The organism is Herbaspirillum seropedicae, assembly GCF_001040945.1.
GTDB classification, from domain to species: Bacteria; Pseudomonadota; Gammaproteobacteria; order Burkholderiales; family Burkholderiaceae_D; genus Herbaspirillum; species Herbaspirillum seropedicae.
The window spans coordinates 480,546-496,305 of the sequence record NZ_CP011930.1 but is presented as its reverse complement, the minus strand read 5'-3'; the positions used below and the strand labels follow the sequence as shown (position 1 = coordinate 496,305).

The following is a 15,760-nucleotide window of genomic DNA, read 5'->3' as shown; positions in this document are numbered from 1 at the left end:
GTGTAGTCGTCGGAGGCCGGACGGAAAAACCGGAGAGCTGCGCGCGTCATACGTCCATGCCCTGCTGGCACGCTGCCTGTCTACTGTCCCCTGATCGTCTCCCTGCCACAGCCTCTGTTGCACCGGACCAGGTCCGGTCCCACTCGGCGCGTCGTCCCGTCTTTGACTACTGCGGTTGCGACGGCAGCCTGTCTTTTTTCTACGTTCTAAGTTCTAAATTCTGAGTTCTAACTTTTAAGCACCAGATGCTGATGCCAATTTGTTATTGTTCTCGCGCTGACTTGTTATTTCGACAGCTTGTTGAATCACCAACGCCTGCTTGTCCGGCATGGCCGCCTACCCCGCATCCCAGGCGGGGCGGGCATCACGTTCGCATGACAAGGGCGCATGCGAAGCGCGCCCCTGTTTTGCCCGAATGACCAATTAGTGTGCTTCGTCCCAATTCTTACCGATTCCCACCTCGGCAAGCAAGGGAACTTTCAGCTCCGCAACATTTTTCATCAATTCAGGCAGCTTTTCACGCACCATCTCCAGCTCTTGCTGCGGCACTTCCAGCACCAGTTCGTCATGCACCTGCATGATCATGCGGGTCTGCAGACTGTTCGTTTCCAGCCAGTCCTGCACGGCAATCATGGCCATCTTGATCAGGTCGGCGGCAGTGCCTTGCATGGGCGCATTGATCGCCGCCCGCTCGGCGCCCTGGCGGCGCGGACCGTTGGGCGAATTGATCTCGGGCAGCCACAGGCGGCGACCGAAGACGGTTTCCACATAGCCGCGCGCCTTGGCCTGCAGGCGTGTCTCATCCATGTAGCGCTTCACGCCCGAGAAGCGCATGAAGTACTTGTCGATATACATCTGCGCAGCCGCACGCTCGATGCCCAGGTTGCTGGCCAGGCCGAAGGCGCTCATGCCATAGATCAGCCCGAAGTTGATGACCTTGGCGTAGCGGCGCTGCTCGGACTCTACCTGCTCGGGCGCGATGCCGAAGATCTCGGCGGCGGTGGCGCGGTGGATGTCTTCGTTGTTGGCAAAGGCCTTCAACATGTTCTCGTCTTCCGAGATGTGCGCCATGATGCGCAGCTCGATCTGCGAATAGTCGGCCGAGACGATCACGCTGCCTTCGGGCGCGACGAAGGCTTCGCGGATGCGACGGCCTTCGGCGGTGCGGATGGGGATGTTCTGCAGGTTGGGATCATTGGAGGACAAGCGCCCCGTCACCGCCACGGCCTGCGCATAGTTGGTATGCACGCGGCCAGTGGCCGGGTTGACCATCTTGGGCAGCTTGTCGGTATAGGTGGACTTGAGCTTGGCCAGGCCCCGATAGTCCAGCAACACCTTGGGCAGCGGATAATCCTCGGCCAGCTTCTGCAGCACTTCTTCATCGGTGGACGGCGCGCCGGAAGCGGTCTTCTTGACCACCGGCAGTTCCAGCTTGCCGAACAGGATCTCGCCCAGCTGCTTGGGCGAATTCAGGTTGAAGGGCTGACCGGCCAGGTCGTAGGCCTGCTGTTCGATCTCCAGCATGCGTTTGCCCAGGTCATGCGATTGCTGGCCCAGGCGCTCGCTATCGATCAGCACGCCGTTACGCTCGATCTTCTGCAGCACCACCGAGGTGGGGACTTCGATCTTCTCGTAGATGAAGCGCAGCTTGTCATCATGTTCGATCTGCGGCCACATGGCCTGGTGCAGGGCCAGCGTGACCTCGGCGTCTTCGGCAGCGTATTCGGTGGCGCGCTCGATAGCCACTTCATTGAAGCCGATCTGGGAGGCGCCCTTGCCGCAGACCTCGGCATAGGTGATGGTCTTGCGCTCCAGGTGGCGCGCGGCCAGGCTGTCCATGTCATGCGGACGATGCGACTCGAAGACATAGGACTCCAGCAGCGTATCGTGCTTCACACCGGCAAGGCGGACGCCATAGTTGGCGAAGATGTGGCTGTCGTACTTCAGGTGCTGGCCGAGCTTGGGCTTGCTGGCGTCTTCCAACCAGGGCTTGAGTTTCTCCAGCACGTGCTGGCGCGACAGTTGCACCGGGGCATCCTGGTAGTTGTGCGCCACCGGGATATAGGCAGCACGGCCCGGCTCGCAGCACAGGGAGATGCCGACCAGCTCGGCCTGCATCGCTTCCAGCGAGGTGGTCTCGGTATCGACGGCGGTGAGTTCTGCGGCGTTGATGGTGGCGATCCACTGGTCCAGTTGCGCATCGGTGAGCACAGTCTCGTACTCGACCTTGGGCGCGGCCGCGAAGAGGCCGCCTTGCGCCGGCGCTTCCAGCGCGGCCGCTGCTGAAGCTCCCACCATGGGAGCCTTCGATGCGCCCGCCTCGGCGCCATCGCTGAGTTCGCGCAGCCAGGTGCGGAAGTTGTAGCGGGTGAAGAGTTCCTTGAGCACATCCTTGTCCTGCGGCTGCATGGTCAGCGATTCAAGGATGGAGCTCATGTGCGCGGACAGATCGCAATCGGTCTTGACGGTCACCAGCACGCGGCCTTGCGGCAGCCAGTCGAGCGCACGGCGCAAGTTCTCGCCGACCACGCCGCTGATCTTGTCGGCATTGGCCATGACGCCATCGAGGGTGCCATAGGCGGTGAGCCACTTCACGGCGGTCTTGGGACCGCACTTCTCGACGCCGGGCACGTTGTCCACGGTATCGCCGATCAGGCTCAGGTAATCGACGATGCGCTCGGGCGGCACGCCGAATTTTGCAGTCACGCCGGCAATGTCGAGAACTTCATTGCTCATCGTGTTGACCAAGGTAACGTGTTCATTGACCAACTGGGCCATGTCCTTGTCGCCGGTGGAGACGATGGTGTCCAGTCCGGCGGCGGTGGCCTGGACCGAGAGCGTGCCGATGACGTCGTCGGCCTCGATGCCCTCGACCATCAGGATCGGCCAGCCCAGCGCGCGCACGGCGGCATGGATGGGCTCGATCTGCAGGGCCAGGTCTTCCGGCATGGACTTGCGGGTGGCCTTGTAGTCGGGGTACAGATCATCACGGAAAGTCTTGCCCTTGGCGTCGAACACACAGGCAACGTAACTTGCGGGATAATCGTTGCGCAGTCGGCGCAGCATATTGATGATGCCGTACAGCGCACCGGTGGGCGCGCCTTCCGCGTTACGCATATCGGGCAATGCATGGAAGGCACGATAGAGGTAACTGGAACCATCAACTAACAACAAGGTTTTTTGCATATGGAACAGAGAGGAAAAAATGTCCCGCGTCTGCGGGAGGTGGGGGACATCGAACGCGCGACGGCCAAGAAGGCGCGCGAGTCGTGGCATGTACTCACGATTATGGCAGAATTCATCGAATCGACCGAACGTCTCTCTGAGCTGCGTCCTGCCGTTTCCATCTTCGGTTCTGCCCGGATCAGGCCCGACAATCCCCATTATCAACTGTGCGTGGAGATCGCCCGCCTGATCTCCGACGCCGGCTACGCCGTCATCTCCGGTGGCGGCCCTGGCATCATGGAAGCGGCCAACAAGGGCGCCTACGAAGGCGCATCCCCTTCGGTGGGCCTGAACATCGAGCTGCCGCACGAACAGCACGGCAATGCCTGGCAGGACATTTCGCTGTCCTTCCGTCATTTCTTTGCGCGCAAGGTGGCCTTCGTCAAGTATGCCGATGCGTATGTGGTCCTGCCGGGCGGCTTCGGCACCCTCGATGAACTCACCGAAGCACTGACCCTGATGCAGACCGGCAAGTCGCGCATGATGCCGGTGATCCTGGTGGGCAGCCAGTTCTGGGCGGGCCTGGTGGACTGGATCAAGACCCGCCTGGTGGACGATGGCATGATCTCGCCCAAGGACGTGAACCTGCTGCAGGTGATCGACGAACCGGCCGAGGTATTGGCGGCGATCCAGAAATTCCATGCCGAGAAGGCCAAGCCGGCCGAGACCCAGCAGGAAGCGGAACGGCAGAGCGGGATGTATCTCTGACATCTCCCCTTCATCACTCCGATCAGGCCGGGCGGCAGAAATGTCGCCCGGCCTTTTCATTTCTCCATGGGGGAACCGCGTCATTGTCATGAAAGGTGGAGAACTGTTCACTTTCCATCACCTTGGTACGATTTAAAAACCCCTGTCGCAACTTCATGATGAAAGGCAACCAGATGAACTATTTCACCCTGTTCGCCTTTTATCATCATGCCGGTCGCCAAAGCCTATCTCACCCAGCTCTTCCTGAGCACGCTCTACATGCTCGCCCTGTTCGGCAGCATCATGGCGGCCGTGCTGACGCTGCCGCTGGTCGTGCCTGCGTCCCTGGAGCAGCAACTGGGCGTGCAGCCGTGGATGGACCAGGCCGCGTCGGAGCCGGGTGAGCTCTACTGCATCCTGGGAGCGATACTGGCCTGCGTGCTGGGCCTGTTCTATCGTTCCATGAACCGCGTCGTCGCGCCCGCCAAGGCCGGGCCCAGGCTCAACTACCAGACCGCGACCCTGCTCTACATGCTGGCGATGAGCTATGGGCTGGCCATCTTCGTCACCACTGGCCTGGCGCCGCAATACCGCGACTGCGAGACCTATACCCAGAAGCTCAACGGCGGGGTGCGCCAGTATCGCGGCCTCAGCTTCCGCGTCGAGCTGTGCGGGGCCGGACCGCGGGAATCGGACCGGCTGGACCGGGTGCGGCTGCGCATCTACGACGAAAGCGGCGACCTGCGCGCCGTACGCTACTTCGGCGTGCAATGGGGACGGGATTTTCCGGCCCTGCTCGAATACTCGCGCGATCACCTCAGCTACTTCGACGCCGGCGACGAGGAAGACTTCGCCCGCGTCATCGCCATGCCGCCCACCCTGGCGGACTGGGTCCAGACCCGCATTCCCCTGCTGGACTAGCAGCCAGCGGGCAGGGCCAGGCAAGAAGGGATGTTGTTACTCTGACCATTCCCGCGAATAAACGCGGGGGGCGGAGCACAATGGTTTGCTACAATGAAGCAAACAACACCCCCTTTTTCCTGCATACATCATGAAACCATCCCAACCCTGGTTCAAAGAGTCCCTGGCAGCCGTGCTGCTGTGCGCATCGGCCGGTCTGGCCGCACCGCTGGCGCTAGCGCAACCGGCCCCGGCCGGTGTGGCCGCACAGCCGGCCCCGCCGCCACCCGAGCTGGAAAAGCTGGAAGAGGGCGAACCGCCGGCCGTGACCATCCGCAAGCCGGGCGAGGACAGCCGCAACCAGGGCAACAGCATCAAGGAACAGCGTGACCACGGCCAGGTCAAGGAAATCGAGGTCAAGTCCGGCCCCAGCACCTACTACCTGCGCCCCAACCAGAACGTGGGCAGCTCCACCCCGGGCGACGCCCAGAGCGGCCCGCCGACCTCGGCCCAATGGAAGGTCGGTGAATTCGACTGGGGCGTGAAGAAGCCGCAGCAGGAAGGCCAGACCGAGGGCGCGGCCAAGAAGTAAGCAGCACTGGCCCGGCGCCCACGCGGCGGCCCGAGGCCAGCGCCACCCTCTGCTGCCGCCCGGCGCGGCAGGTCAGGCAGGGGCGGGAGCAGGCCTGGCGCCGTCCCGGCCCTCATCGTTCATCAGGTTTGTCAACGGCCACCGCGGCCGGGCAAGCCCCTCAGCATCCCACTTTCGATTTCGTCATGGCAGTCTTTACACCGGTCAGTCTGGAACAGCTCTCCGACTGGCTCAAACACTTCCCGCTCGGCACCGCCACCTCGATCAAGGGTATTTCCTCGGGCATCGAGAACAGCAACTTCTTCATCGGCACGGAACGTGGCGAATACGTGCTGACCCTGTTCGAAAAGCTGCACATCGAACAACTGCCCTTCTACCTGGAACTGATGCGCCACCTGGCCGAGCGCGGCATCCCGGTGCCCGCGCCAGTGGCCAATGACAAGGGCGCCATCGTCAGCCTGCTCAACGACAAGCCGGCGGCCATCGTCAGCAAGCTGGAAGGCCAGTCGCAGCTGGACCCGCAACCGGTGCACTGCGCCGCGCTGGGCGACATGCTGGCGCGCATGCATCTGGCGGCCAAGGATTTCAAGATCCTCCAGCCCAACCTGCGCGGCCTGGCCTGGTGGCTGGAAACCACGCCCACCGTGCTGCCCTTCCTCCCGGCCGAACTGGGCCGCCTGCTGGCCGACGAAGTCCAGTACCAGAAGGACTTCGCCGCCACCGCCGACTACCGCGCCCTGCCGCGCGGTCCGGTGCACGCCGACCTGTTCCGCAATAACGCGATGTTCGTCGGCGAGCGACTCTCGGGCATCTTCGATTTCTACTTTGCCGGTTGCGACACCTGGCTCTTCGACCTGGCCGTGACCGTCAACGACTGGTGCGTGGACCTGGACACGGGCGTGCTGGACCTGGCCCGCACCGAAGCCATGCTGGCCGCCTACCGCGCCGTGCGCCCGTTCTCGGAGGCCGAGCGCATCGCCTGGCAGCCCATGCTGCGTGCAGCTGCGCTGCGCTTCTGGCTCTCGCGCCTGTACGACTTCTACATGCCGCGCGCGGCCGAGATGCTCACGCCGCACGATCCCACCCACTTCGAACGCATCCTGCGCCTGCGCATCGCAGAAACGCCGCCGGCGCTGTCCTGACTGGAGCTATGGAAAAGATCCCCGCACATACCGGCTGGTCCTGGGTCAAGCAAGGCTTCGCGCTGTTTCGCAAGCAGCCCGCCGAGATCTCCACCCTGTTCCTGGCCTACATGTTCCTGATGCTGGCACTGGGCATCATCCCGGTGCTCGGCCAGATGCTGCCGCTGATCCTCATCCCGCTCTTTGCCATGTCCTTCATGCAGGCCTGCGCACAGATCGAAAAGGGCGAGCGCGTCTATCCCAACCTGCTGCTGGTGGGCTTCCGCAGCCCGGCGCGCAATACCCTGCTCAAGCTGGGCCTGCTCTACCTGCTGGTGGCCACGCTGGTGGTGGCGGCCTCGGCGCTGGCCGACGGCGGCGCCTTCTGGAAGGCCATGATGGGTGGCGGGCTGTCCACCAAGGAGCTGGAAAGCGCCGCCGGCAGCATGCGCATCGCCATGCTCGTGGCCGCCGCGCTGTACGTGCCGGCTGCGATGGCCTTCTGGTACGCCGCACCGCTGATCATGTGGCAGCAGATGCCGCTGGGCAAAGCGCTGTTCTACAGCTTCTTCACCGTGCGCCGCGCCGGCGGGGCCTTCCTGGTCTATGGCCTGGCCTGGATCGTGATCGCCATCGTGGTCCCCTCCGTCATCAGCATGGTCATCACGCTGCTGACCGGCAGCTTCAGCGCGGTGTTCTTCATCCTGTTGCCCATCTCGATAATATTGACGGTTGTCATGTACTGTTCGTTCTATCCGACTTACACTACCGTCTTCGGAAAGCCCCGCAGAGGGTCCGACAGCCTACCGCACTCCGGAGACAATCCCCCCGTCTGACCATCGTCGGACATGGCCCGCGTCAGGTTGTCGTTCCTGCCTGGCGCGCGCAGTCACCCGCAGTTACACCATTCGCACCGGGAGCGAATGCCCTGCCCGCCGCACCTCTCCTGCCGCCAGCCTGCCCTTTCCATCACTAAGAACCCATTTCATAAATAGGCGTGAGATGCGTTCTGCCCAGAAAGGGCGCTGGCAAGGCGCGCGACGCGTCGTGTGGCGGTGCCACACGCAAGGAGCGCAACGCGGCCAGCGCCCTTTCTGGGCAGAACCCGCAGGGAGCGGCCCGTTTGGGCGAATTGCTGTGTTACGAATTTGGGTCAAGACGTCCAGTCTTGACCCAAATTCGCGCCTTGCACTTCATCCCAAACGGGACTCGCTCGCACTCACGCCTATTTATGAAATGGGTTCTACTCAACACGAGGATAAAAGATGCGCATGAACATGCCGGTCACGGGCCAGGAGCGTCTACTGATCGACGGCAAGGCGATCGTTTCCAAGACCGATCTCAAGGGCAATATCACCTACGTCAATCCCTACTTCATCGAGATCAGCGGTTTCGAGGAAAACGAATTGCTGGGCGCGCCGCAGAACCTGATCCGCCATCCCGACATGCCGGCCGAAGCCTTTGCCGACATGTGGGCCACCATCAAGGGCGGCACGCCCTGGACCGGCCTGGTCAAGAACCGCAGCAAGAACGGTGACCACTACTGGGTGCGCGCCAACGTCACGCCGATTCGCGAGAACGGCCAGATCGTCGGCTACATGTCGGTGCGCACCAAGCCCGAGCGCGACGCCGTGGCCGGCGCTGAAAAGCTGTACGCCAGCATCCGCCGTGGCCAGGCCAAGGGCATCGCCCTGCATCGCGGCGAAGTGGTGCGCACCGGGCTGGCCGGCTGGCTGGGCAAGCTCTCGCGCATGCAGTTGAATTCCCGCCTGAACCTCTCCATGGGCATCATGTTGGCCATCCAGCTGGCCGTCGTGGTCGCCGGCATGGCGGCCTTGCATCAATGGTGGATCAGCGCCCTGGCGGCAGCGGCAGCGCTGTTGTCCATCGTGCAATGGATCGCCTTGCGCAACGCCCTCATCAAGCCGCTGCACCAGGCGCTGGACATCACCCACGCCATCACCGGCGGCGACCTCTCGGTGCGCATCGAGACGACCCGCCACGATGAACTGGGACGCCTGCTGCGCTCGCTGCGCCAGATGAACGTGAACCTGACGGCCATCATCGGCGACGTGCGCTCCAACGTCGAGACCATCACCCTGGCCACGCGCGAAATCGCCAGCGGCAACCTCGACCTGTCGCGCCGCACCGAAGCGCAAGCTGCCAACCTGGAAGAAACCGCTTCCAGCATGCATGAGCTGGCCTCCACCGTGCGCCAGAACGCCGATCACGCCGTGCAGGCCAATGACCTGGCCGGCACCGCCTCGGCCATCGCCATGCGCGGCGGCGACGCGGTGGCCAGCACCGGCACGACGATGAACGAGATCAGCGAGTCCTCGCACAAGATCGTGGACATCATCAGCCTGATCGACAGCATTGCCTTCCAGACCAACATCCTGGCGCTGAACGCCGCCGTGGAAGCCGCCCGTGCAGGTGAGCAAGGCCGTGGCTTTGCCGTGGTGGCCTCCGAGGTGCGCTCGCTGGCGCAGCGTTCAGCTGCGGCCGCCAAGGAGATCAAGGAGCTCATTGATGCCTCGGTAGAGAAGGTCGACATCGGCAACCGTCAGGTGGAACAGGCCACCAGCACCATGCGCGATATCGTGGCGTCGGTGCAGCGGGTCTCGGGCATCATGGGCGAGATCAAGGAAGCCACGCAGCAGCAGAGCGCCGGCATCAACCAGGTGCATGAAGCCATCACCCAGATGGACGCCAGCACCCAGCAGAACGCCTCGCTGGTGGAAGAAGCCGCGGCTGCGGCGGGCAGCCTGCAGGAGCAGACGGTGCGCTTGTTGCAGGCGATTTCGGTGTTCAAGTTCAACCGGCGCTGATCCACGACCACCTGGACGCCGGAGTAGTAGCGACGGGCTCGCTCATGGCTGGCCAGGCGCATCCAGCACCTGGTGATAAGTGATGTAGACCTGCTCCCGCTCATAGCCCAGCGCTTCATAGAGCCGCTGGGCGGTCGTGTTGGTCGTGGCCGTATCGAGCGTGATCCTTTGCGCTCCCCGCGCACTGAAGTGATCGCGCAGGTATTGCATCAGGTAGCGGCCATGGCCTTGCTGGCGCGCGCTGCGGATGACATACAGGTCGGACAGATACTGGTAAGGGCGCATGCTCAGTGAACAGGTGGCGGGATAGCACTGCGCGAAAGCGACCGCATCTCCTCCGTCATCGGTCAGCAGGAACATCGACGAACGACGCAACCGCAGGTTTTCTTCCAGAAAGTCGCGACAGGCCGGCAGATCATCCTGATAGCCATAGAAGATCCGATAGTCGTTGAACAAGACGGCCAGCATATCGAGCTGGGGTTCGCTGCATTCGATGACCTGCATATCTCTCCTCTGATTGAAGTTAATGGCCCTCCCCGTGCAAAGGCGCAAAGGGCGCATAGATCGCCCGATAGCGCTGCAGGCGCGCCTGCAGGGCCGCATGCCGCGCAGGGTCGGGCTGGTATAGCGCCTGCTGCGCCGGCTTGCGGCAGACCTCGGCCTCATCGCCGCCATCGGCCAGCCAGGCCAGGCGCGCCGCACCGAGGGCGCCTCCCGCTTCGCTGCCGACGTGGGTGACGATGCGCACCTGCAGCGCATCGGCCAGCAACTGTGCCCAATAAGCACTGCGCGCGCCACCCCCGACCAGCGACAATTCGGCCACATCCGTGCCCGCTGCACGCAGCGCATCGAGGCCATCGACCATGCCGAAGGCGACTCCCTCGAGGACCGCATAGCCAAGCGCAGCACGCTGGTGCTCCGGGGTCAGTCCATGGAAGACGCCGGTGGCGTAGGGATCGTTGTGCGGCGTGCGTTCGCCCGAGAGGTAGGGCAGGAACAGCGGCGCATTGTTGCACGCTTGCTCATCCAGTTGTTCGATCTCGGCCAACAGGCTCTTCTCGTCCACCGAACACAAGCGACAGAACCAGCGCAGGCAACTGGCCGCCGACAGCATCACGCTCATCTGGTGCCAGCGCTGCGGCAAGGTATGGCAGAAGGCATGGATGGCGCGTCCGGGATTGGGACGGAAGCGGTCATTGACCACGAAGAGCACGCCCGACGTTCCCAGCGAGAGGAAACCATCGCCCGGCTTGACCGCGCCGATGCCCACCGCACTGGCGGCGCCATCGCCAGCGCCGCCGGCGACGATGACATCGGACCTCAAGCCCCAGGCCTGCGCCACCTCAGGCAGCAGGCTGCCCGACACCGCGCTGCCATCGACCAGCGCCGGCATCTGATCGCGCCGCATGCCTGAGGCCGCCAGCAGTTCGTCGGACCAGTTGCGGCCTTCCACGTCCAGCCACAGCGTGCCGGCGGCGTCGGAAGGATCGGAGACCTTGCGGCCCGTCATCTTCAGGCGCAGCCAGTCCTTGGGCAAGAGCACCGTCGCGATGCGCGCAAAGAGCTGCGGCTCGTGTCGCGCTACCCACAGCAGCTTGGGGGCAGTGAAGCCGGGCATGGCGAGGTTGCCGGCGATGCCATGCAGGCGCGGCGCGCGGCTTTCCAGTTCGGCGCACTCCGGGGCGCTGCGCGAATCGCTCCACAGGATGGCGGGACGCAGCACTTCATCGCGCTCATCGAGCAGCACCGCACCATGCATCTGTCCCGACAGGCCGATGGCGCGGATGCTGCCGAAGCGCTCGCTGCCCAGCTGGGTGCGCAGCTTGGCCACGGTGTCGCAGGTGGCCTGCCACCAATCGGCCGGCGCCTGTTCGGACCAGCGCGGATGCGGGCGCGCGACGTTCAGGGTGCTGCCGGCCAGCGCCACCAGGCTGCCCTGCGCGTCGATGACCACGGCCTTGACCTCGGACGTGCCCAGGTCGATCCCAAGATACATGGTGCTCCTCGTTATCGGTATTTGAACGGCAATTCTATGACGCCTTGGGCCTTGCCGGCCTGCTTTAGTTTCCTGCGCCCAGCCATTGCTGGACGCGCTGCACCGCCTCGCGCACCAGCTTGGTCAAGCGTGCATCGCCGGCCAGTTCCCCCCACAGCACGGCGTCGGCGCAGAAGGCCTGCACCGGGTCGGCTGCCCCCAGCATGGTGCGTACAGCAGCGGGGTCGAAGATGCCGTCCTGGTATTCATACGGCAGCTGTCCCGCATTCCAGCGCTGCAGGAAGACCAGGAACAAGGCCGGCAGCATGGCCGTGGCGCGCGGATCGCGTCCCGCCGCCATGCTTTCCTGCAAGGTCGGGCGGATGAAGCCGGGGATCTTGGAATAGCCATCGGCGGCCACGCGCTGGTTGGTGTCCTGGATGGCCGGATTGGAGAAGCGCGCCAGCGTGGTATCGCGATAAGCCGCCAGGTCGATGGGGCTGGGCGTGAGGCAGGCGATGACATCCTGGGTCACGTAGTCGTACGCCATCTGGCGGATGTCATCGCGCAGCGTGCCTTCATGGATGTATTGCAGCCCGGCCAGCGTACCGGCCCAGGCGATGCAGCTGTGGCTGGCGTTGAGGATGCGGATCTTGGCCTCTTCATAGGGCAGCACCGATTGCACCATCTCCACACCGGCCTCTTCCAGGCGCGGACGGCCCGCCTTGAAATCATCCTCGATCACCCACTGGATGAAGGACTCGCCCATCAGTGCGCAGGGATCGTCGATGCCGGTGGCTTCTTTCACCCGCTGCGCGACTGCCGCAGTGGGACGCGGCGTGATGCGGTCGACCATGGCATTGGGACTGGTGGTATTGGCTTGCATCCAGCTCACCAGTGCGGTCTCGCCGCGCAGCGTGAGGAACTGGCGCAGGCCGTCGCGGAAGCGTTCGCCGTTGTGGCGCAGGTTGTCGCAGTTCAAGAGCGTGAGCGCCGCTTGCGGATGCGCCTGGCTGCGCGCATGCAGGATGGCGGCGATAGCGCCGTAGATAGTGCGCGGCGCGCCGCTGCCATCGAGGGCGCAGCGCAGGTCCTCGGCCAGGTCGGCGTTGCTGGTATCGAGCTGGTGCTGGTGATCGAGGTAGTAACCGCCTTCGGTCACGGTGAAGGAGATGATGCGGGTGCGTTCTTCGGCACCAGCGGCGATCAGTTGGGTGAGTTGCGCATCCCAGGGCAGGATGCGGCCGATGGAGGCGATGCGCTGGTAGCTGCGCTGGCCCTGGGGCGTGACGGTTTCCAGCGTGTACTGGCCTTGCTGGCGCGCCAGCGCCTCCAAGAGCGGGCTCATGTCGGCGCGGATGTTGGCCAGCGCCAGTTGCCAGCGGCGGTCGGCGCCGCTCTCGCGCAGCGCGTTCAGGTAGACCGCCTGGTGGGCGCGGTGGAAGGAACCGGCGCCGATGTGCAGCCAGGTCAGGCTATCGGCGGCGTCCTGGTCGATGGAAGTGGCGGTGCGGGTCATACCTGGTCCTTGTCGAGGAGATTAAAAGTGGGGGCAAATTTTGCCGAGCCCTTGGAACACTGTGGTGAAACATCTGAGACCGTTCAGACTGAGTAGGCCCTTCAGGGCCGTATCGAAGGCGTACAGACGGTGCGCCTTCGATACGCGGCTACGTCGCTACTCAGGACGAACGGTGAACAGCCAAACAACGGCTTCAAAAGCGCTTCGTCGACCACTTCAATGCGGGCGCGGCGCCGCCACGCTCGACGCCAGGCGCGGCAAGGCCTGGCCATCGGCGCCGAACAGATGGCAGCGCGCCGGATCGGCGGCCAGCGGCAATACGCTGCCGTGTGGCGCATCGAGGCTGTCTGGCACGCGCAGGATCAGCGCATCCTCGCTGCCTTCGTAGGCGGCATACAGGTAGGAGAAATCCCCCAGCAGTTCCAGCGCCGTGCAGCGTGCCTGCAATGCGGCCTGGCCCTGGGCGATGTTGAGATGCTCGGGACGCACGCCCAGCGTGACCTTCTGGCCGACTTGCAGCGTACTGCCATCGACCGCCGCCCATTGCAGCCCGCCACCGGGCAATTGCACCTGCACGCCATCGGCCTGTATCGCTGCCACCGTGCCATCGATGAAGTTCATCTTGGGCGAACCGATGAAACCGGCCACGAAGCGATTGGCCGGGTGGTGATACAGCTGCTGGGGCGAACCGACCTGTTCGATGCGGCCCTCGGAGAGCACTACGATCTTGTCGGCCAGGGTCATGGCTTCGATCTGGTCGTGGGTGACGTAGATCATGGTGGTCTTGAGGTCGTCATGCAGCTTGGCGAATTCGAGTCGCATCTTCACGCGCAGCGCCGCATCCAGGTTCGACAAGGGTTCGTCGAAGAGGAACACGCTGGGCTGGCGCGTGATGGCGCGACCAATGGCCACGCGCTGGCGCTGGCCGCCGGAGAGCGCACGGGGCTTGCGGTCAAGCAGGTGATCGATGTGCAGGATCTTGGCGGCATGCTGGACGGCGGCATCGATCTCGGCCTTGGACTTGCCGGCGATCTTGAGGCCAAAGGCCATGTTGTCGTACAGGCTCATGTGCGGATACAGCGCATAGGACTGGAACACCATGGCCACGCCGCGCTTGGAAGCGGGCACCTCGTTCATGCGGCGCGCACCGATGTCGAGGTCGCCATCGCTGATCTCTTCCAGGCCCGCGATCATGCGCAGCAAGGTCGACTTGCCGCAGCCCGAAGGGCCGACGAAGACGACGAATTCGCCATCCTCGATTTCCAGATTGATGTCGCGCATGACTTCGTTGTCGTCATAACGCTTGGCCAGGTTCCTGATGCTCACGGCTGCCATGGGGATTCTCCTCGGTTCTCTTGTAGGGGACTGCGCAGGCTGATGCTCAGCGCAGCCAGATCAATTCACTCACCAGTTGCGGAAACAGCTTCATGTCCTCGAAGACCTGATGCGCACCGGCATCCTTCAACTTGCGCGCCATCGTCTTGCGGTCATGCGCCACGCCGGTAAAGCCCAGCACATGCATGCCGGCGGCCACGGCCGCGCGCACGCCGGTGACGCTGTCATCCACCGCCACACAGCGCGAAGGATCAACACCGAAGCCGGCGGCTGCGGCCAGATACACATCGGGCGCCGGCTTGGGATGGGCCACATCGTGACCGCTGTAGATGCGGCCGGCGAACTGCGGATACAGGCCGCAGCGGCGCAGGCCCGCTTCGATGCGCGGCGCATCACTGTTGCTGGCCACCGCGCGCGGCAATCGGATGGCCTGCAAGGCCTCGACCACGCCCGGCACCGGCAGTGCTTCGTCACCGCAGGCCAGCGCCACGGTCTGGTGGATGCGTTCGGCCTGGGCGGCGTCCAGGCCCAGTTCGAATTCCATATCGACTTCGCCCAGCAGGATGTCGGTGTACATGCCCAGGCGATGCGCGATGGCGGCATGCAGGGCGGCGCTGCGCTGCTCTTCCTGCTCGCCATCATCGGCGCCCCCGGCCCCGCTCCAGGCCGGCAGCAGCGGCAGCAGCTCACGATGCAGCACGCGCAGGGCGATGCTCTCGCTGTCGAGCAGCACGCCGTCGCAATCGCAGATCAGATGGGTGATCGCCTGACGCGTCATCATCACTTCACCGCTCCGAAGGTCAGGCCGCGCACCAGCTGCTTCTGCGCCAGCCAGCCCAGCGCCATGATGGGCGCAATGGCCAGCAGCGAGGCGGCCGACAGCTTGGCCCAGAACAGGCCTTCGGGATTGGAATAGGAGGCGATGAACACCGTCAGCGGCGCAGCATTGACGCTGGTCAGGTTGAGGCTCCAGAAGGCCTCATTCCACGACAGGATGACCAGCAGCAAGGCGGTGGAGGCCAGGCCCGGCATGGCCGTGGGCAGCAGCAGGTAGATCATTTCCTGCCAGGCATTGGCGCCATCGATGCGGGCCGCTTCCAGGATTTCCTTGGGCACGTCATTGAAGTAGGTGAAGGCCATCCACACGGCGATGGGCAGGTTGATGAGCGTATAGATGATGGTCAGCCCGGTGACGGTATCGAGCAGGCCGGTATTCTTGGCCATCAGGTAGATCGGGATCAGCACGCCCACGGCCGGCATCATCTTGGTCGACAGCATCCACAGCAGCAGCTTCTGCGTGCGGCCGGTCGGGAAGAAGGCCATCGAATACGCCGCCGGCACGGCCAGCAACAGCGACAGCAAGGTCGAACCCAGCGAGACGATCAGCGAGTTCTGCACATACCCCAGATAGTGACTGCGGCTGAAGACTTCGCGGAAGGTCTCCAGCGTCGGCAGGAACACCAGCGAAGGCGTATAGGCCTGGGACTCGGTCTTGAAGGCCGTCACCGCCACCCAGAAGATGGGGAAGAACAGCACGATGGCGCAGGCCCAGCCCAGCACGGCCACCCACAGGGGGCT

12 protein-coding genes and 1 pseudogene are annotated in these 15,760 nt (G+C 64.0%); 6 read left to right on the top strand and 7 right to left on the bottom strand.

Annotated features, from left to right (window positions below):
* Positions 1-423: 423 nt before the first annotated feature.
* Positions 424-3,186 carry a DNA polymerase I gene (polA, locus tag ACP92_RS02260; RefSeq protein ID WP_013232498.1) on the bottom strand — a complete coding sequence of 921 codons (2,763 nt, stop codon included), beginning with the start codon at positions 3,184-3,186 and terminating at the stop codon, positions 424-426.
* Here polA and ACP92_RS02255 point away from each other — a divergent pair, their 5' ends adjacent.
* From ACP92_RS02255 to ACP92_RS02230, 6 genes are all read left to right on the top strand, one after another.
* Positions 3,187-3,933 carry an LOG family protein gene (locus ACP92_RS02255; protein WP_013232497.1) on the top strand — a complete coding sequence of 249 codons (747 nt, stop codon included), beginning with the start codon at positions 3,187-3,189 and terminating at the stop codon, positions 3,931-3,933.
* A 207-nt stretch (positions 3,934-4,140) separates the two neighbouring features.
* Positions 4,141-4,833 (top strand): hypothetical protein, encoded by a 693-nt coding sequence (locus tag ACP92_RS02250; RefSeq protein ID WP_013232496.1) that lies wholly within the window; start codon positions 4,141-4,143, stop codon positions 4,831-4,833.
* 130 nt (positions 4,834-4,963) lie between these two features.
* The gene (locus ACP92_RS02245; protein WP_013232495.1) at positions 4,964-5,404 is read left to right on the top strand and encodes a hypothetical protein; all 441 of its coding nucleotides are present in this window, start codon (positions 4,964-4,966) and stop codon (positions 5,402-5,404) included.
* Positions 5,405-5,589: 185 nt separating this feature from the next.
* Positions 5,590-6,546 carry a homoserine kinase gene (locus tag ACP92_RS02240; protein ID WP_013232494.1) on the top strand — a complete coding sequence of 319 codons (957 nt, stop codon included), beginning with the start codon at positions 5,590-5,592 and terminating at the stop codon, positions 6,544-6,546.
* An 8-nt stretch (positions 6,547-6,554) separates the two neighbouring features.
* The gene (locus tag ACP92_RS02235; protein WP_013232493.1) at positions 6,555-7,361 is read left to right on the top strand and encodes a BPSS1780 family membrane protein; all 807 of its coding nucleotides are present in this window, start codon (positions 6,555-6,557) and stop codon (positions 7,359-7,361) included.
* Positions 7,362-7,790: 429 nt separating this feature from the next.
* Positions 7,791-9,353 carry a methyl-accepting chemotaxis protein gene (locus ACP92_RS02230; RefSeq protein WP_013232492.1) on the top strand — a complete coding sequence of 521 codons (1,563 nt, stop codon included), beginning with the start codon at positions 7,791-7,793 and terminating at the stop codon, positions 9,351-9,353.
* 42 nt (positions 9,354-9,395) lie between these two features.
* Here ACP92_RS02230 and ACP92_RS02225 read toward each other — a convergent pair whose 3' ends face one another.
* From ACP92_RS02225 to ACP92_RS02200, 6 genes and pseudogenes are all read right to left on the bottom strand, one after another.
* The gene (locus ACP92_RS02225; protein WP_013232491.1) at positions 9,396-9,857 is read right to left on the bottom strand and encodes a GNAT family N-acetyltransferase; all 462 of its coding nucleotides are present in this window, start codon (positions 9,855-9,857) and stop codon (positions 9,396-9,398) included.
* A gap of 19 nt (positions 9,858-9,876) precedes the next feature.
* Positions 9,877-11,349, bottom strand: coding sequence for a xylulokinase (gene xylB / locus ACP92_RS02220; RefSeq protein WP_013232490.1), 1,473 nt, complete (start codon positions 11,347-11,349; stop codon positions 9,877-9,879).
* Between the two features lie 64 nt (positions 11,350-11,413).
* Entirely contained in the window at positions 11,414-12,847 is a 1,434-nt protein-coding gene (dalD, locus tag ACP92_RS02215) for a D-arabinitol 4-dehydrogenase (RefSeq protein ID WP_013232489.1), read from the bottom strand.
* A gap of 216 nt (positions 12,848-13,063) precedes the next feature.
* On the bottom strand, positions 13,064-14,182 hold the full coding sequence (locus ACP92_RS02210; protein ID WP_013232488.1) for an ABC transporter ATP-binding protein: 1,119 nt from the start codon (positions 14,180-14,182) through the stop codon (positions 13,064-13,066).
* Between the two features lie 46 nt (positions 14,183-14,228).
* The gene (locus ACP92_RS02205) at positions 14,229-14,963 is read right to left on the bottom strand and encodes an HAD family hydrolase (RefSeq protein WP_013232487.1); all 735 of its coding nucleotides are present in this window, start codon (positions 14,961-14,963) and stop codon (positions 14,229-14,231) included.
* Positions 14,963-15,724 (bottom strand): annotated as a pseudogene (locus ACP92_RS02200) (carbohydrate ABC transporter permease); the annotation flags it as partial. The gene ACP92_RS02205 and the pseudogene ACP92_RS02200, both read right to left, overlap by 1 nt.
* Between the last annotated feature and the right edge of the window lie 36 nt (positions 15,725-15,760).